We start from the raw sequence: 19,730 nt of genomic DNA, 5'->3' as shown, positions 1-19,730 counted from the left end.
TAACAATAAGATGAAAAAAATATATATACTGCTAATCGGAGCGATGCTGGGATTTACAGCATGCGACTCAAGCCTTTTGGATATAGATAACCCAAATCAAGGCACTACAATAGCTTTTGGGACAACAGCTGCGGATGCCGAAGCCGGAATAAATGCCTGTTATAGTGCTTTTTATAAAGAAGGTACATGGATGCGTTGGCTTTCGTTCAGATACGACCTGACTTCGGATGAAGGTTTAAGCAGCTCACCATGGATAGAACTTGCCAACTGGACACGGTTCTCATACACCGATTATAATTTCTTTGATGGAAATAATGTACATTGGGAACATTTCTATATGGCCATTTTCCGTTGTAACCAAGTCCTGAAATACGTACCTAATATAGATATGGATGCTACTAAAAAGGCACAGATACTGGGGCAGGCACATTTCCTCAGAGCATTGTGGTACTTTCAGATTAATCTTCTGTGGGAAAAAGGTACACTTGTTCTGGAACCTACGGATGCAAATTATATACCTTCAGATGCGACTCAGGAACAAATTTGGGCTCAGATAGAAATTGACTTAAAAGCCGCAATAACTGAAAACCCTCTACCTGAGAAATGGGGCGATGCCGATCTTGGTAGAGCTACAATGGGTGCAGCAAAGGCTTTACTTGGTAAAGCTTATTTACAACAAAAAAAGTATGATCAGGCAAAGACCGAATTTGAATGGCTGATTAATAAAGAAGGCTCTCTGTATGGTTTGATAGATAATTGGGTAAATAACTTTACTCCTTTGGATGAAAATAATAAAGAAGGCATCTTTGAAATTCAGTTTGACGATAAAAATAAAGGCTTAACAGGAAATGATGCAAGTATGGCAACCGGATTTCAGCGTACCCAGTTTTATGCACCCGGAGATATTGGCTGGGCAGATGGAAAAGCCAGAAGATGGCTGGTTGATGAGTTTCTGAAAGAAAAAAGAACGGACGGAGCTAATGACCTTCGTTTATACAATAGCATTCTTTATCGTGATTACATGAAGGATTTTCCGAATGGAGATCCGATGTATTATTGGGTAAATGCAACTACGCAGTGGGACGAACTAGGATGGGGTAACTCTTGCTATATCCGTAAATACAGCAGACCTGAATTACGTGAAAGAGAAAACTATTTTTCACCGAATAACTATCGTATAATGCGTTATGCAGATATTCTGCTGAATTATGCCGAATGTATTGTAGAAACAGGCGGCAGTACAACTCAGGCAGCTGTATATGTAGATAAGATAAGAAACAGAGTAGGGCTTGCCAAACTGGCAGACAGTATGTACGCAAGTTCACTTAATTCGAAAGAAAGCTTCATGAAGCGCCTGCAAATGGAAAGATCCCTGGAACTTTGTTTCGAAGGATGGAGATGGGCCGATCTTAAGCGTTGGGGATTACTTGATAATCAGGCAGGACTGGCAGAACTGAAAAGCCGCGACGAAGATTTCAATAATTTTGTGATAGGCAAACACAATAGATTACCAATTCCTCAAATAGAGATCGATAACAGTGAAGGTCAGTTGACGCAGAACGCTAATTATTAAGTATTATAAAGAGGTCTTAGACCTTAATCCTTTCCAATAAAGATTCAATGAACCTGATAGCCGGCTGTTATCAGGTTTATTGACCTTAAAAAAAAGCAGAGTTATGAATAAATATGAAATATATATACGATACATACTATTAATTACTCTCTTGTTTTTTATTGAGATGAGTTCGCTTTTTTCACAAAATATTCAGAATCCCGTTTTGCCACATGTTGCCGATGCAGGTGTTATAAAGTACAATGGCAAATATTATATAGGTGGTGTGTTTACCGATGGCAGTTATTATATATCCGACGATCTGATAAAATTGACAGGGCCTGTTCATGTGCTGGATATGAATAATGAATGGACAGCAGGAACGGGAGCAGGAAACGATCAGATTCACGCCAATGATATGATTTATTTAAACGGTAAATTCCATATGTATTGGTCGGTCAATTATTGGGGAAAAGATAAGCATATAGTACACATTGCACATGCTGATGCCGATAATATTCTGGGACCTTATACCGAACCCGTAAAAAGTACCTGGATGGACAATAGAATAGACCCGAAAGTATTTAAAGACGATGATGGTAAACTCTATATGTATATGGTTCGTTTTACGGATGGTAATACAATTTGGGTTCGCCCGATGAAAGATCCATATACATTTAGTGGTCATCCGCTTTATCAGTTTGCATCCTTACCTCAGACATGGGAAACGATGGATAATCGTGTTGCCGAAGGTCCTTGGGTGATGAAGTACAGGAATCGTTATTATATGATGTACAATGCCAATCATACAGCTACCGAATGGGGTAATTATCAGTTGGGAGTGGCTGAAGCCGATTCGCCGACTACATTTAATCACGGGACAAAATATTCGTATCCTTTACTATTATCTAATCAGACAAATGTAGAGGAAGAATATGTAGACTTGCTTCAATTCGGTAAAACCTATAATCCTCTTTTTTCTTATACAACCACACAACCCCAACAAGATTGGAAAGCTATTTCTTTTGATGATTCTTCATGGCAAAGAGGCAAAGGTGGTTTTGCTTCTGAGAATATAAAAGGATCAACAGCCCGAAAACAAGGAACAGAATGGAATGATAAAGAAATCTATCTGAGAAAAATATTTACAGCCAACAAATCGGATATAGGAAATCTAGCATTACGTGTAACTCACGATGGAGATACAAAAGTATATCTGAATGGTAATCTTATATATAATAAGTCGGGCGCAGATTACCGCATAATTAATCTGTCAGAAAAAGAAAAAGCAGCATTAAAAGATGGAGATAACTGTCTGGCTATTGAAAGCAAAGCAGGAAAGCATAGTTATATAAATGCTTCGCTTTTTGATATGCAATTAGATAAAGCAGATGATATTCTTTTTTCACCCGGACAACCTAATATATTACGGGGACCCAATGGTTTTGAATGGTGGTTGATTTATATGGCAAATAAGAATAAAGAACTTCGTAGCCAATATGTCAATCGAATACATTTTTTCGATAAAACCATGCATTCCGATGGTATAACGAGTGTAAATACCGAAGGCTATTTTCCGGAACCTGTTAAACCGACTTATGGTGATACTTTTGAAGACAACAAGCTATCCGAAAATAAATGGATATTTTCGGGGAACGAATGGGTTGTAGCGAATGGAGAATTTACATCTAATGGACAAACGCCTCAAACCGCAATATTAGAAAAGGGTTTCGAGGCGGCAGATTATTATTTCGAAGCAGGCATAAATACAACCGGTAAAGCAGGTGTAATTGCATGGTATAAAGATCAGAATAATTGGCTGAAAATAGGACTCGATTCATCTAATAAGAGTTGGTATTACCAGATGAATACAAATGGATCAATAGATACAAAATCGTATTCATTATCTGCCGATTTTAAGTTTGGTGTATATCATACTATTACTGTACAACGAAATAGCGGAGTGTTCTCAATAAGCATTGATGAAATTCCTGCACCTGAGTTGCCTGCTCTTAGAACTACTATATCAGAAAAAGGAGTTCCTGGTTTGTTTTCGGAAAAAGGAAAATCGTCTTTCGATGGTTTAATCTATACAATTGGCTGGGACGAATCTGATACAAATATCTGTGGTTGGGGAAATTCTCGATCAGGAGAGCAAGCAATAGGTAAATACAATGTTACGGAAAGAGGATTGGAAGTGTTGAACGATAATTTTCAAGCTTTTAAAGGGGATTTCCTTTCTCAATATGAGTTTTCCACACAAATAACAAATTCTTCAGATTCTGGAAGTATGGGTGTATATGCCATCTTTATTGATAAGGATAATTATGTGAAAGTAGTGTTCGATTATGAGCGTAAAAAGTTAGTTGAAGTTATTATGACAAAAGGTAAACTAATAGCAGAAAATGATTATCCTCTTTATAAATGGCAGACTCACTACGCCGACATAAAATATACCGATTTCATAGAGAAAGGATATTCATTTGCTACACCTACGTGGATAGATGCAATTCGGTTAAGCAGGCAGGCTTTTAATAATGACGATCTTTTTATAGATAATATGTTTGATAAAGTTTCAGCCGAATATTCAGTAAACGGAAAGTGGCATTCGTTCGCAAATGCAAAAAATGGAGTAGCCGAACATCCAGCTTATAATGAAATGACTTTCGATAAGGTAAAGGCTGAGGCTTTGCGTTTTATCAATAAGGAGGCAACAGATGAAAACCCTTATTTGTATAAGATACGAGTAAAGGAGCTACTTAAAGATTCATACAATCTGAGATGTGTAAAGTTAAAAGACTCATTACTCATTTATGTGGATGGAAAAGAAATCTGTCGTTTAAGAACTTCTGCAACTCCTGCTCAGGTAGGTTTGTTTTCAGAAGGATGTCTTCCCGTATATAATGGAATTATGAGGTATCATATTCCCGAATAATTTTACATTCCGGCTGATTCGTCCGGCTGATTTTATATCTTTAAGCAGGTAGCAGATTTTATCTATCAATAAAGAGTTATCAGGCAACGGTTATTGGTCAACAGAGAATAGTAGCGACTTTGCTTTGTCCGAAAAAGTAACAACAAAAAATAAGAGAAAAGAAAGCAGTAAAAAAAGTGTTACTTTTGTCACTTTTGTCACTTTTTTAATTCTTATCGTTTGATTTATAGTTGTTTGTGAAATACTCAAAAGTGACACTTTTTAGTCATTTATCTGTTACTTTTGTCACCTGATTTGTCACCTGTAGCTTTCTTAATCTCCTTTACAGGGAGAAAAATTCTCTTTCTCATTTCTCCCTCTCCGGCAGGAGAAGGTTGGGTGAGGTGGGAGGGTTGGGGAGGCTCTCAACTTCTGATTAGTATTAATATGAAAAAAACAGTTGTGCTCCTTATCCTTATTTTATTGGGAGTTTTTTATATCAAAATTTATTCCTTTCAGAATAAGGATAACTACTATTTTAAAAGACTGAATATTACACATGGCTTATCTCAAAATACGGTCAATACGATTATACAGGATCGTAATGGCTTTATGTGGTTTGGAACTAAAGATGGTCTCAATCGGTTTGACGGGCAATCTTTCCAGATATTTAAGTATACGCCACAAAAGAAAAATAGTCTGGGGAATAGTTTTGTCACAACTTTATTCGAAGATAATGAGGGTAATATATGGGTGGGTACAGATGCCGGAATCTATATTTATTATCCAAAGGAAGAAATTTTCAGACCTTTTACCTTGAAAGCGACTGATGGAAGTGTTGTCGAAAAAACAGTAACGATAATCACAGGAGACAAAGAAGGCAATATCTGGATTGTTGCAGAAATGCAAGGTTTATATTGCTACAATTCGCAGACGCAGAGTTTCACTAATTATCAATTGAAGAAAAGTAATATAAGGAGTTTTAATATTGATAAAACGGGAACGGTATGGGTATCTTTTTATGAAGGAGGTTTGTTTTTCTCTAAGGATAACTTAAAGACATTAAACCCATTGAAAACTGAGGACGGGAGAGAACTTTTTAAAGACGAAGTTATATCGAAAACCTATCTTGGACCTTATAATTGTTTATACGTAGGCTCTGAAAAAAGTGGAATGAAAGAGGTCGACCTTTCGACTCATAAAATAAGAAATTTATCTCTCTCCGATAAGTCGGGGGAGTTTGTATTTGTCAGGGATTTTATTCCATATCAGGATAATGAACTGTGGATCGGGACTGAATCGGGAATCTATATTTATAATTTTAAGACTGATAAAAGTACTCATCTCCGCAGTTCGGCTTATGATCCTTATTCCTTGTCAGACAATGCGGTGTACAGCCTTTTTGTAGATAGAGAAGATGGGTTGTGGATAGGAACTTATTTTGATGGTATTAACTATCTGCCTAAACAGTACACCTATTTCAAGAAATATTATCCTACGGGTAGAAACACCGATCTGCAAGGGCGTAGGGTTAGAGAAATATGTGAGAGTACGGATGGCTCTTTATGGATTGGAACCGAAGATAATGGATTATATAATTTCAATACAAAAACAAATACCTTTGATTTTTTCGCTCCCAGTAAAGACTTTACCAATGTGCATGGCTTATGTATGGACGGAGACAATTTATGGGTCGGTACTTTTTCGAAAGGAGTAAAAGTAATTGATTCGAAGAAGCAGATTCTAAAATCATATATAAAAGGAGATCAAAGTAATTCGTTGAATGACAACAGTGTATTTACAATATGCAAAACACGTACAGGTGATATATATTTAGGTACATTATTTGGCCTTCTGCGTTACAACAAAGCTACGAATGACTTTACAGAGATTCCCGAATTGAAAAATATCTTTGTTTATGATATAAAAGAAGATTCGAAAGGAAATCTATGGTTAGCGACCTATGTAAATGGAGCGTTCAGATACGATATAAATAAAAATAAGTGGACACATTACACACATAACGAGAAAGCCGAAAACAGTCTGCCTTATAATAAGGTTCTAAGTATTTTTGAAGATAGTAAAAAGCGGATATGGCTGACAACACAAGGACGAGGATTCTGCCGGTTTGATGCAGAGAAAGAAACCTTCGTACAATATAATTCGTCCAATGGAATGCCTAACGATGTCGTTTTTCAGATAGTAGAAGACGATAATGGTTTCTTTTGGATAACGACTAACAATGGACTAGTGAAATTCAATCCCGAAGATAAATCCATACGGGTTTTTACAGTAGCCAATGGGCTGTTAAGTAATCAGTTTAATTATAAATCTGGCTTTAAGTCAGACGATGGTACGATCCTATTCGGAAGTATTGACGGGCTTATATCTTTTAATCCCAATTCCTTTTCCGAGAATAAATATATTCCGCCGGTTGTGATTACTGATTTTTTATTGTTCAATCAGAAAGTAGAAGTTGGAGGCTCTAATTCTCCATTGACAAAAAGTATAACATTTTCGGATTCAATAGAACTTAGCTCGAAGCAAAATTCCTTTTCTCTCCGTATTGCAGCCATGAGTTATCAGGCTCCCGAAATGAATAAGCTGATGTATAAACTCGAAGGTTTCGATAAAGATTGGCTTCCTGTAACAGAAAGCTCATTGATTACATATTCAAATATAGGGCATGGTGAGTATGTATTTAAAGTACGCGGATCAAATAGCGATGGTATATGGAATGAGGCAGAAACCCAATTGTATATAAAAATACTACCTCCGTTTTATCTGTCTGTTTGGGCATATATGCTTTATTTGCTGATTATTGTGGGGTCTGTTTTCTTATTTATAAGATATATCAAAAAAAGGAATGAAAGAAAACAACGTCGTTTGCTAAACTTATTTAATCAAAAGAAAGAAAGGGAGTTATATAATACGAAGATTGAATTCTTTACGAATGTAGCACACGAGATACGTACCCCATTAACTCTTATAAAAGGACCTCTTGACAATATAATAAAGAAAGGAAACGTAGATGATGAGACTAGTCTCGATCTCGATATAATGAGTAAGAATACATCTCGTCTGCTTAATCTTACAAACCAGCTTCTCGATTTCAGAAAGACAGAGATACAAGGTATTACCATGAATTTTATCGAATGCAATGTTTCAGAAATCCTGAGAGAAACATCAGTACGTTTTATTCCCTTGGAAAAGCAAAAAGAGCTTGATTTTAAACTGAATATGCCTCAGCATGATTTTTTTGCTCATGTCGATAAAGAGGCATTCACCAAAATACTCAGCAATTTGTTTAACAATGCTATCAAATATTCAGAAACTTATGTTCATGTTTCGCTGGTGATTGGTAATAGTGAAGACAATGTCTTTCATATCAGTATAGTAAATGATGGTCCTATTATACCTAAGGAGATGAGGAATGAGATTTTTAAACCATTTGTAAGGTATAATGTAGATGAATCACAAAAAGCAACTGTAGGTACGGGTATCGGTTTAGCTTTGTCCCGTTCATTAGCCGAGTTGCATCATGGTAATCTGTATATGGATGAGCAATTGAATATAAATAGTTTTTATCTGACGCTTCCTGTTTATCAAGAAAATACTATTCAAATATCAGGGAACTCAACTATTGCGGATAACTTGCCAATTAGTAGCTTTAATCGGATTGATAAAGAAAAGAGCAATCAACCATCAATACTACTTGTTGAGGATAATCAGGAGATGCTACTGTTTGTCAGTCGGGTATTATCAAATGATTATGATGTTCTTACTGCTGAAAATGGGGTTAAAGCATTAGAAATTCTTGATAATGTATCTGTGAATCTGATAATTAGCGATATAATGATGCCGCAGATGGATGGCTTTGAGTTATGTAAAGCCATAAAATCGGATTTGAATTATAGTCATGTTCCTATTATACTGCTTACTGCCAAGACAAATTTACAATCGAAGATAGAAGCAATGGATACCGGAGCAGATGCTTATATCGAAAAACCATTTTCGAATGAATATCTTTTAGCCAGTGTTTCAAACTTATTGCAGAATAGAGAAAAGGTACGGGAAGCTTTTACTAAGTCGCCATTTGTGGCAGCAGATACAATGGCCATAACAAAACCCGATGAAGAATTTCTAACTAAATTAAACGAAATAATTCAGTCGAATCTGAGTAATCCCAATTTTAGTATTGACGATATGGCAGATACTTTTTTTATGAGCCGATCGAGCTTCTACCGAAAGATTAAAGGTATTGTAGGAGTTAGTCCCAATGAATTCCTGCGTCTCGAACGTTTGAAAAAAGCAGCCCGATTACTTAAGGAAGATATAGCACATGTGAATGAAGTCTGTTATATGGTTGGATTTAATTCACCCTCCTATTTCACAAAATGCTTTTATAAGCAATTTGAGATTCTTCCTAAAGACTATACCAAAAATAAAGGGGACTAAATATATATAGTCTTTACTGCCGATAGCACTAATAAAATGAAAAACGATATTAGAGGAGGAATATAGGTACTGTAGAAGTTCTATTTAAGTTATGTGTAATGTTTTACTTCTATGTATCTACATTTATATAAAGTTGTTAATCATTTTTTTCCTTGTAAGAGTTAAAAAAACGGTCTGAGGTAAAACTTATCTTTGGGCTTCAATAGTATATGTAAAGCTATCAGCCCTGTAGTAGCCTACATTGTATTCAATCGGTATATCATTTACATCGTATACAAATCGTTTACGGATAAGTATGGGGTCACTCGACTTGATATCAAGCTTTTCTGAAATAAAATCATTTGCCAATGATGCCGATATTTCCTCTTTCGAAGTTTTTACTATAATATTGAGGTCTTTTTCAAGCAGCTCGTATAAGGGACGATTGAAATTGCAATCGCTGTCAAGTGCTACCTCCGGACTAAAGTAAGATACGAAATATACAAAAGGATACTCCTGATTTCCTCTCACCCGTTCTAAAGCAAGGCATCTCTCATTAGATGTGATGTCAAAGAAATTAGCTATTTCATCGGTAGCCTTTTTATAACTTAAGTGCAACTCAAAATTTCGAACTTCTATGCCGAGCATCTTCATTTCTTGTGAAAAGCTGAGCCAGTTTTTTATGCCGCTCGCAACTCCCTTGCGTACAACTTTGGTTCCATATCCTTTTTTGCGGGAAAGTGAACCTTCAAAAACAAGTTTATTAATAGCTTGTCTTAATGTATTTCTCGAAATTTTCAATTGTTCGGACAATTGAACTTCATTAGGAAGTAGTTTACCATTCTTATAGTCTTCCTGTTCTATCATTTTCCGGAGAAGCTCTTCAGCCTGTTGATGAAGCGGTATTGTGCTTTTATGGTTAATTTCCAGTTTCATAGTATTGTGATTTTAGACTTCAAAGTTAATAAATAAAAAAAGATTACAAAACATATTTGATAATAAAAATAATTAATATATTTGTACATATTCTAAATGTTCATACATTTGTCTATTGTAAAACTTATATACTAAGAAATGAGAAAATCTAATTATGAAAAATTTCCATCGACTAAGGTGGATGGAACACTAATTAATGGATGGCACGATATCCTGTGCCACTTAAAAGAGCTAATAAAAACTTATCCCACAATAGCCATAGAGCTATACTCTGGTGTAATAGAGGAAGAGATCTTCTCTAAAATCAACGAAGTTGCTCCTGCTCTCTTATATAATACAAGAGATATGTTTAAACCCGAATCGGAAGTATCGAAGATGACAGAACGCTTTATGACGGAAGATGTTCTTTTCGGGTATGTAACCAACCTATCGATTATCGATTATTTCGATAAAGGGAAATTGGAAAAAGCAAAACAGGAGATCATCGGTAGTAAAACCCCAGTTATTGTTATCGGCAGCGGTTCTTCATTGGTTGTGCCCGAATCGGCATGCATTATATATATAGATATGGCTCGCTGGGAAATAATCCAACGTTTTCGCTGCCAGGAAGTATCGGCATTGGGTATCGATGATCGCAAAGAGCCTGTTTCTATACAATATAAAAGAGGCTATTTCAATGACTGGAAAATATTGGATCGTCACAAAGATTCCCTTTTCCAAAAAGTCTCTTATTGGATAGATACGCATATTCAGGGAAGTCCTAAAATGATAGACAAGGCTACTTTCTTGGATGGTATTCAAAGAACAATAGAAAGGCCTTTCCGTGTTGTACCTTTCTTTGATCCTGCGCCATGGGGTGGACAATGGATGAAGGAAGTTTGTGGCTTAGATAAGGATCGAATCAATTTTGGATGGTGTTTTGATTGTGTCCCCGAAGAAAATAGCTTATTGCTGAATGTGAATGGTACTTCATTCGAAATGCCTTCTATCAATTTGGTTTTGCTGAAAAGCCGTGAATTATTAGGTGAACCCGTTGAATCACGTTTTGGAAAAGAATTTCCTATACGATTCGATTTCCTTGACACTATTGGTGGCGGAAACCTCAGTTTGCAAGTGCATCCGACAGTGCAATTTATCCGCGATAGTTTCGGTATGTTCTATACTCAGGACGAAAGCTATTATATGGTTGATGTTAAAGAAGGTGCAACAGTATATTTAGGCTTGAAAAACGGTATCGATCAAGATGAAATGATTAATGACCTGCAAAGGGCTGAGCGTGGCGAAATTATATTTGATGCAGATAAATATGTGAATAAAATACCTGCAAAAAAACACGATCATTTCCTTATTCCCGGAGGAACTATCCACTGTTCGGGTTCGGAGGGCGTAGTCCTCGAGATAAGCTCTACACCTAATCTATTTACTTTCAAACTGTGGGATTGGGAACGCTTAGGGCTCGATGGTAAACCTCGTCCAATAAATGTAGAGAGAGGTAAAGAAGTTATCGATTGGAGTAGAGATACAGATTATACTTATGCCAATCTGGTCAATACTTTCTCGGTTGTTGCAGAAGGCGAAGGTTGGATAGAAGAAAAAACAGGTCTTCATCCCAATGAATTTATTGAAACACGCAGACACCGTTTCTGCACGAAAGTAGTACATAATACGAACAACAGTGTGAATGTACTTAACTTATTGGAAGGCGAAGAAGTAATTGTTGAAAGTCCGGATAACAAATTTGAACCCTTTGTAGTCCATTATGCTGAAACGTTTATTATTCCGGCGTCAATCGGAAAGTATTCTATTGCTCCTTATGGAAAATCCGAAGGAAAAGAATGCATTACCATTAAAGCAAACGTACGCTTTTGAAATCTAGAAAATCTAATACTATGAATAACAAATCCAATAGCTTAAAAGTATTCATTCCTGTTATGCTGAGCTTCTTTGTAATGGGAATTGTAGATGTTGTAGGGGTTTCGACCAATTACATCAGGCAAGACTTTTCTTTGGATGATCTCACGGCAAGTATCATCCCGATGATGGTTTTCCTCTGGTTTGCAATATTCTCTATCCCTACAGGAATGTTGATGAACCGCATAGGCCGGAAGAAAACAGTTCTCATTGCAATAATTATATCGTTGTTATCATTATTACTGCCTTACTTATTCTATAATTTTTACGCTGTAATTATTGCATTCGCCCTTTTAGGGATAGGAAATACAATATTACAAGTATCGCTCAATCCATTAGTCGCAAGTATTGTCAGTGGCGAAAAATTGGCAAGTACACTCACATTCGGTCAGTTTGTAAAAGCAATAGCGTCATTCGTAGGGCCTATTATTGCAAGCGTGGCAGCCAAACAATACGGCGACTGGCGTCTCATATTCGTAGTCTTTGTAGCCGTTTCGCTTCTTGCATTTATGTGGCTGTACATCACCCCGATCAAAGCGGATGAAGAAAGAGAGAATAATCAGACCACTTTCGGATCGACTCTTACCCTGTTGAAAGACAATCTGATATTACAACTATTTCTGGGTATTGTATTTATTGTGGGTATAGATGTTTGTATGAATACAAATACTCCTCAACTTTTGATGCAACGCTTAGGTATGACAACAGACGATGCTGCTTTAGGTTCGAGTTTGTATTTTGCAGCAAGAACACTGGGTGCATTTCTCGGTTCTTTTATTTTAATGAAATGTAAGCCTGCTGTCTTTTTAAGAATCAATATGATTGTTGCTATTGTTGCTTTTGCGATAATCTTTTTTGCAGTAGAGCAATGGTTGCTATTTCTGTCTGTAGCCCTTATCGGGTTTACATGTGCAAACGTATTCTCTATTATATTTTCTGTTGCACTTCAATATAAACCTCAACAAACGAATGAAATTTCATCTCTCATGATAATGGGAGTAGCAGGTGGTGCGATAATAACACCTATTGCCGGATTATTATCGAAAAATATGGGCTTGGCAGCCGGTTTTGGTTTGCTTCTGCTTTGCGTGATTTACATTCTTTTATTATCTCTCAAATTCTCTAAAAAGTAAAGATATGTATGATAACGACAACCGCATAGTAATGACCCTCGATGCAGGAGGTACAAACTTTGTATTTTCAGCAGTTCAAGGATATAATGAAATTGTAGAGCCTTTGACCTTGCCTGCTATTGCCGATAATCTGGATGAGTGCCTGAACAGGATAGCTGAAGGTTTTGACAAGATAAAAAGCTATTTGCCGACAAATCCTCATGCAATCAGTTTTGCTTTTCCGGGTCCTGCCGATTATAAAAATGGGATTATAGGCGACCTTCCTAATCTTAAAGCCTTTCGCGGCGGTGTGGCTCTGGGACCGTTTCTGCAAAAAAGATTCGGTATACCCGTGTACATCAACAATGACGGGAACTTGTTTGCATACGGTGAAGCCTTATACGGTGCATTACCTATGGTTAATAAATGGCTGGCGGATGTCAACAATCCCAAACGATATACAAATCTGTTGGGCATAACATTGGGCACAGGATTTGGAGCAGGAGTAGTAATTGACAACATATTACTTGCTGGCGATAATGGTTGCGGCGGCGATCTGTGGTGTTTAAGAAATAAAAAATATACCGACCTGATTATCGAAGAGAGTGTAAGCATCAGAGCCATAAAAAGAGTGTACGGCAAATTGACAGGCACAGATACTTCGAACCTAACGCCTAAAGATATTTTCGACATTGCAGAAGGTCAGTTAGAAGGTAATAAAGAAGCAGCTATTGCCAGCTTCGAAGAATTAGGAGAGATGACAGGCGATGCGTTAGCCGCTGCTTTGACTATGGTAGATGGTCTTTTAGTTATAGGAGGAGGATTAACAGGTGCATCAAAATACATTTTACCTGCTATAATCAAAGAATTGAGACAAAATACATCCATGTTGAATGGAGCCGTATTCCCGCGTATGGAAATGGATATTTATAATCTGATGGACTCATCCGAAAAAGAGGATTTTCTAAAAAATAAATCATGTAAAGTGAAAGTTCCTCAAAGTGATGAGTATATAAACTATGACAACAAAAAACAAGCAGGGGTTCTTATAACTCAAATAGGAACCAACCGGGCAGTCATGTATGGTGCATATGCATTCGCATTGCAGCAGTTGGACAAAGAGTAACTTTAATATAATAAATCTATGAAAATTAAAACATTAAGTATGTTCATCTTATCATGCTTCAGTTTCATCTTACTGAATGTTTCATGCGATAATGATAATGAACAAGACACACAGATGCTTAATCTCAGTACAACCAAGGTTACAGCAAAAGTAAATGAAGAGTTCTCCGTTGATATAACACTCAGCCGCAAAGAAAGCTTTCAGAAAATAATCGTAGAAAAATCAATCAGCGGAAAAAAGGTTGAGACGTATCATAAAACCTTAAATGTTGCAGAAATGCAATTTCCTTACACTTTCAAAGAAGAGGTAGTTCCCGAAGATGAAAAAGGGGTTGTTGTCTATTCTTTTTATGGGGTAGGGGCTGATGGAGCTCGTTTGGACGCTTCCGATGTAATCGTTAGTGTGAACATTACCCAATTGTATCGCTTACAGAAATATGATTGGAAATTAGCCTCTCAAATTATCCAAAAAGAAGAATACGCAGAAGCTTATATGAAGGATGACGTGTATCGGTTTAATGAGGATTGGAGTTGGGAACTGGATTGGGGAACAACTTTATCGACTTCTGCTCTTGAAACACTTGACTCATATTGCGGATGGAAAATGATTGGTACGGACGAGAAAATAGATTCGATCTACATGATTAAATATAACATCTTTAGTCCGTCAAATGCAGTCGTTACTAAATATAAAGTAATTAGACTACAGGATGAAGAATTAGTTTTGGAAAGCCGTCAGGACTTATCTTTCTTACCGGGATTCAGTAACCAAGAACCTATTCAAGAGACATATATTGCTGAACCTAAGTCAGCTGATTTTAAACCTTACAGAGGGTCAGATCCTAACAGTTACAAAGTAGAAGCTTGTAAACCGGGGACATATTAATCTAAAAACAGAAAAGACATGAAAAACAATCAATTATCAAAGAATATCAAATTTCTGTTCTTACTATTTGCTATCATCTTATCATCTAATACAATTCTGGTCGCGCAAGATAAAACAATAAATATCAGTGGAGTTATAGTTGATACAGACGGAGAGGCAATTATAGGAGCTTCTATATCGGTATTGAATACCAGAGAAGGTACTGTGAGTGATATAGATGGAAATTTCAGAATAAACACACAGATAGGAAAAACGTTACAGATTTCCTATATCGGCTATAAATCGATCGAACAAAAAATAACGTCGTCAGCAACACTTAAAATAGTGATGGAAGAAGACATTAATGAAGTAGATGAAATTGTAGTTATAGGCTATGGAGTACAAAGAAGAAGTGACTTAACGGCTTCTATCTCCAGCGTTAAATCGAGTGAATTGGCAACCACGTCAACCACATCTTTAGATCAGGGGCTTCAAGGAAGAGCTGCTGGTGTAGTAGTTTTAAATACTTCAGGTCAACCGGGAGGAGCTACTTCAATCCGTATCAGAGGTACAAGCTCCATCAATGGAACCAACGAACCATTGTATGTAGTTGATGGTGTCCCTATTATAAGTGATCCCTATGCAACTAGTGCTGGGGGACTGAAAAATCCTGCCTCGAATCCATTAACAAGTATCAACCCCAATGATATAGAATCGCTGGAAGTACTTAAAGACGCATCGGCAACTTCCATTTATGGAGCACGTGGAGCAAATGGAGTAATCTTGATCACAACTAAACAAGGAAAAAGCGGAAAAGCCAAAGTTGCTCTTAGCATGAGATATATGTTGCAGCAAGTGAGTAAAAAAATGGATATGCTGAATTCCGTACAATTGGCAGAACTGGCCAATGAGGCTGCGGACAATGACGGAGTAGATCGCAGACCTGTTTTTGCGGATTTGAATAATCTGGCTAAGAAAAATACAAACTGGCAAGATGAGATATTCCGCACAGCACCTATGCAAAGCTACGATGTTTCTGTCTCGGGTGGAGGTGAAACCAATACCTACTTTACTTCGGCAAATATACTTAAGCAAGACGGTATTATCTTAGGATCGAATTATGACAAAGGAACATTGCGTTTTAACTTTGAACAAAAATTAGGAAAGTATCTAAAGGTTGGATTGAATGCCAATACGACTTATAGCCGTTCGAACGGAGTTGTGACTAATTCGGAAGGAGCTTTTGCTTCGAGTGTTACTTCGTGGGCTTTGGAAATGAATCCGGCTCTGCCTGTAAGAGACAGCAACGGCAGATTTACTTACGAAAACAATACTTCGCCTACCTCTAATGTAGGAAATCCGGTGCAAGATGCATTGGAAGCAATGAATAAAACAACATCTTTAAAACTCCTGACTAATGCCTATGTGGAGGTTAGACCATTCAAAGATCTGATTCTTAAAAGTACCTTTGGTATAGATTATTTTAATGTTAAAGATCAGGCTTTTGCATCTAAAGAGCTGAAAAGAGCTGAGTCTAATAACGGATATGCAAGTATAGCTAACAGAGACGGGTATACATGGGTGTCAGAAAATACAGCCACTTATCTGAAATCGTTCGATAAACATTCGTTCAATGTTCTGGCAGGGATGACAGCGCAAGCATTCACATCCGAATATTCGAATGTTGCCGTAGCCGATTTTGAAGATGGAACACTCGGGTTTCACGATTTAGGTGCAGCAGCATTGAAACAGTTGGCAATATCAGGAATATCTCAATGGCAAATGCTTTCGTATCTGGCTCGTATCAATTATAACTATGATAATAGGTATCTTTTGACATTAACAGGTCGTATCGACGGATCATCTAAATTCGGAAAAGATAATAAATTCGGAACATTCCCATCGGCAGCTGTTGCATGGAGAGCATCCGAAGAGAAATTCATGAAAGATATCAGTCTTATAAATAACTTGAAAGTAAGAGCCAGTTATGGTCTTGTAGGTAACGAGGGTATACCTCCTTACAGTTCTCAAGGACTATTATATTCTACAGAAGCATATATAGGTAACTCTCAGATTATAAAAGGAAAAGTTCCTTTTACACGAGCAAATAAAGATCTGAAATGGGAGACTACTTCTCAAATGAATCTGGGATTTGACATTGGTTTCTTTGATGGTCGTATCGCATTCACTGCCGATTACTACCACAAAAACACAAAAGATCTATTGCTTTACATGCCCGATCTATTACATAGTGGATATGATATGAGCATGAAAAATGTAGGCAGTATGGAGAATAGTGGTTATGAATTCACCTTGAATCTTGTTCCTGTTACCAATCAGCGTTTTACATGGACTTCTGATTTTACATTGGGATTCAATAGGAATAAAATAACTGATTTAGCTAATTCTAAAGAAAATCTGGTAGGAGATCCTATTTTGGGTATTACTTATTGGACAAAAATAACAAAAGGTAAACCTATCGGTACAATTTATGGATATAAAACTGATGGTATTGTTCAAAAAGGTGAAGACCCAAGTAAAATCCCATTTTTCCCCGGAAAAACCTTACAGGTGGGCGATCGTAAATATGTAAACCGTACTTCAGACAATGTTTTAAATGAAGATGATTTATTTGAACTAGGCAATGCTAACCCTGATTTTTCTTTTGGATTTACGAATTCATTTAAATACAATTTACCTAATAATTCGGCATTAAATCTTTCTGTATTTCTTCAGGGAGTAGTAGGAAACGAAATAGTCAACTTCAATAAGTTTGCATTAGAGAGTTTAGACGGATACAAGAACAATTCTAAGGCAGTATTAAATCGTTGGACACCTGATAATCCTACTAATAAGTATCCTCGTGCGACAATGAAATCTCACGGAAATGTACTTTCTGATCATTACGTAGAAGACGGTTCTTACCTGCGTGTTAAGAATGTAGCTTTAACTTATGATTTTTCTAAGCCATTGGCTCGTAAACTGTTTATGGAAGGATTATCTGTGTACGTGAGTGTTCAGAATATATATACATTGACCAACTATACAGGATATGACCCTGAAGTAAGCCGTTTCTCGAACAACAACCTGTCTATGGGAGCCGATTACGGATCTTATCCGATGGCAAAATCATTCGAATTCGGAGCAAGAATTAATTTTTAAGCTTGCAGGGCTATTTATTACAGGGTGTAGGGGTGAACCTATGTGTTCACCCACAGAGGACAGACACATAGGTCTGCCCCTACAAATAAAGAATTTATCATTAAATACTTTCAATTACTTAATAGGAAAGAATTATGAAAAAGATACTATTTACAATAGCCTTATTGATAGGCACATTAAGTTCTTGTTCGGGTTTCCTCGATGAAGAACCCAAAGGTAATATCACTACCGAAAGTTATTACAAGACTCAGCAGCATGCCATATCTGCAACCAATGCCATCTACGATTTTCTGATTATCGGATATGCTCCGGGCGGATTATGGGATAGCAATTATGGCGGAGTATTTTACAACGATTATTGGGTGTTGCAGGATTTATTTGCAGACAATGCTACGACCAATCTGGCGAGTGTCGATTATCAATCGGTAGATAATATGCAAATCGATCAGTATAATCTGCCTGTGCAACGTTTATGGCGAGATTTCTACCAAACAATCAAAGCCTGTAATGTGGTTCTGGACAGAGTTCCGCCGATCGAAATGGATGCAAATCTGAAAAAACATCTTTTGGCAGAAGCACGATTTTTCAGAGCGATGATGTATTTCGATTTGGTACGTATGTTTGGAGATGTGCCACTTCACAAAAAAGACGTTGAAACCAGCGAGGAAGAAAATATCCCGAGATCGCCGAGGGATGAGGTGTATGAGTTTATTATTGCTGATTTGAAAATTGCCGAACAAGATCTTACCTATGCCGGAAGAATGGGAGGTGGGCATCCATATACTTTATCAGCAAGTGCTTTGCTTGCACGTGTATATTTGACTTATGGAGCTTTACATAAAGACAATACCTATTTTCAGTTAGCTGCTAAAAAAGCTGATGAGGTTATTCCTCACTTTCCTATGTTAACGGAGTATGGCGATTTGTTTAAGATTGCGAACCGATTCAATTCTGAAATTATTTATGGCGTAAATTTTAACGGGTCTTTGAGTGCAGGTTGGAAAGGCGGTCAATTCCTGGTAAGACTGTTGCCTAAGCTCGATACAAGTAAAGGAGGTCCCGACAATGCACAAGGATGGGAATCGGCTACCGAAAATTTGTACAGTACATTTTCTAACAGTGACAAACGTAAAGATGTAACCCTTAGAAAAAGCTTTGTATATGATGATGGCTCTACCGAAACCTTCAAAAAGCCTTATTTCTTTAAATACTGGGATCGTCAGGCTGAACCAAAAGGAAATACTTCTGATGCCATATTCCCTGCAATACGTACAGCCGAAATGTATTTGATAAAAGCCGAGGCATTGAACGAGATAAACCATGCTCCTAATGCCGAAGCTCTAGCTGCTGTCAAAGTAGTAAGAGACAGAGCAGGATTATCTTCAAATGCACTGCCGTCAGACTATGCAGGGTTTAAGAAAGCCTTGTTAAACGAATACCGTCTTGAGTTTTCGATGGAAGGACGTCGTTGGTTTGATCTTACCCGAATGTGTACACCGCAAGAGTTTATAGATATAATAAAGACAGCAAAACCGGAAGCTACCCCCAAGAGTATTCATTTTCTTTTCCCGATACCTCAGTATGACAGAGAACTTTCGCACGGAGTTCTTACTCAGAATGAAGGGTATTAATGACTGGAAGATGTCAAAATATGAGACTTGCAGATAAATAATTTGTTTGTAAGTCTCCTATAAGTGGCATCAGATTTAAACCTGA

10 protein-coding genes are annotated in these 19,730 nt (G+C 37.1%); 9 read left to right on the top strand and 1 reads right to left on the bottom strand.

Annotated elements, in window-relative coordinates:
• Positions 1-10 precede the first annotated feature (10 nt).
• From CLV62_RS18410 to CLV62_RS18400, 3 genes are all read left to right on the top strand, one after another.
• The gene (locus tag CLV62_RS18410; protein WP_110312247.1) at positions 11-1,573 is read left to right on the top strand and encodes a RagB/SusD family nutrient uptake outer membrane protein; all 1,563 of its coding nucleotides are present in this window, start codon (positions 11-13) and stop codon (positions 1,571-1,573) included.
• Between the two features lie 103 nt (positions 1,574-1,676).
• Positions 1,677-4,487, top strand: coding sequence for a family 43 glycosylhydrolase (locus CLV62_RS18405; protein ID WP_245904123.1), 2,811 nt, complete (start codon positions 1,677-1,679; stop codon positions 4,485-4,487).
• 426 nt (positions 4,488-4,913) lie between these two features.
• On the top strand, positions 4,914-8,924 hold the full coding sequence (locus CLV62_RS18400) for a hybrid sensor histidine kinase/response regulator transcription factor (protein WP_110312255.1): 4,011 nt from the start codon (positions 4,914-4,916) through the stop codon (positions 8,922-8,924).
• Positions 8,925-9,110: 186 nt separating this feature from the next.
• On the opposite strand, the gene CLV62_RS18395 is transcribed toward CLV62_RS18400, so the two are convergent.
• Positions 9,111-9,839 (bottom strand): GntR family transcriptional regulator, encoded by a 729-nt coding sequence (locus CLV62_RS18395; protein WP_394337214.1) that lies wholly within the window; start codon positions 9,837-9,839, stop codon positions 9,111-9,113.
• Positions 9,840-9,977: 138 nt separating this feature from the next.
• Here CLV62_RS18395 and CLV62_RS18390 point away from each other — a divergent pair, with 138 nt between their 5' ends.
• The 6 genes from CLV62_RS18390 (at position 9,978) to CLV62_RS18365 (ending at position 19,645) form a co-directional block, all read left to right on the top strand.
• Positions 9,978-11,708, top strand: coding sequence for a class I mannose-6-phosphate isomerase (locus CLV62_RS18390; RefSeq protein WP_110312245.1), 1,731 nt, complete (start codon positions 9,978-9,980; stop codon positions 11,706-11,708).
• Between the two features lie 20 nt (positions 11,709-11,728).
• Entirely contained in the window at positions 11,729-12,883 is a 1,155-nt protein-coding gene (locus CLV62_RS18385) for an MFS transporter (RefSeq protein WP_110312244.1), read from the top strand.
• Positions 12,884-12,887: 4 nt separating this feature from the next.
• Entirely contained in the window at positions 12,888-13,988 is a 1,101-nt protein-coding gene (locus CLV62_RS18380; protein WP_110312243.1) for an ROK family protein, read from the top strand.
• A gap of 18 nt (positions 13,989-14,006) precedes the next feature.
• Positions 14,007-14,873 carry a hypothetical protein gene (locus tag CLV62_RS18375; RefSeq protein ID WP_110312242.1) on the top strand — a complete coding sequence of 289 codons (867 nt, stop codon included), beginning with the start codon at positions 14,007-14,009 and terminating at the stop codon, positions 14,871-14,873.
• 18 nt (positions 14,874-14,891) lie between these two features.
• Positions 14,892-18,014 carry a SusC/RagA family TonB-linked outer membrane protein gene (locus CLV62_RS18370; protein ID WP_110312241.1) on the top strand — a complete coding sequence of 1,041 codons (3,123 nt, stop codon included), beginning with the start codon at positions 14,892-14,894 and terminating at the stop codon, positions 18,012-18,014.
• A 134-nt stretch (positions 18,015-18,148) separates the two neighbouring features.
• A complete protein-coding gene (locus CLV62_RS18365; RefSeq protein ID WP_110312240.1) occupies positions 18,149-19,645 on the top strand; it encodes a RagB/SusD family nutrient uptake outer membrane protein in 1,497 nt (498 codons plus the stop codon).
• Positions 19,646-19,730 lie beyond the last annotated feature (85 nt).

The organism is Indolivaga alginatilytica, assembly GCF_003201355.1.
Lineage (GTDB): Bacteria > Bacteroidota > Bacteroidia > Bacteroidales > Dysgonomonadaceae > Dysgonomonas_A > Dysgonomonas_A alginatilytica.
This window is presented reverse-complemented; position numbering and strand designations above follow the sequence as displayed.

Coding starts and splice junctions, on each gene's coding strand:
- CLV62_RS18400 (WP_110312255.1), top strand. CDS start 4,914: ATGAAAAAAACAGTTGTGCTCCTTATCCTTATTTTATTGGGAGTTTTT.
- CLV62_RS18385 (WP_110312244.1), top strand. CDS start 11,729: ATGAATAACAAATCCAATAGCTTAAAAGTATTCATTCCTGTTATGCTG.
- CLV62_RS18410 (WP_110312247.1), top strand. CDS start 11: ATGAAAAAAATATATATACTGCTAATCGGAGCGATGCTGGGATTTACA.
- CLV62_RS18365 (WP_110312240.1), top strand. CDS start 18,149: ATGAAAAAGATACTATTTACAATAGCCTTATTGATAGGCACATTAAGT.
- CLV62_RS18380 (WP_110312243.1), top strand. CDS start 12,888: ATGTATGATAACGACAACCGCATAGTAATGACCCTCGATGCAGGAGGT.
- CLV62_RS18375 (WP_110312242.1), top strand. CDS start 14,007: ATGAAAATTAAAACATTAAGTATGTTCATCTTATCATGCTTCAGTTTC.
- CLV62_RS18405 (WP_245904123.1), top strand. CDS start 1,677: ATGAATAAATATGAAATATATATACGATACATACTATTAATTACTCTC.
- CLV62_RS18370 (WP_110312241.1), top strand. CDS start 14,892: ATGAAAAACAATCAATTATCAAAGAATATCAAATTTCTGTTCTTACTA.
- CLV62_RS18390 (WP_110312245.1), top strand. CDS start 9,978: ATGAGAAAATCTAATTATGAAAAATTTCCATCGACTAAGGTGGATGGA.
- CLV62_RS18395 (WP_394337214.1), bottom strand. CDS start 9,839: ATGAAACTGGAAATTAACCATAAAAGCACAATACCGCTTCATCAACAG.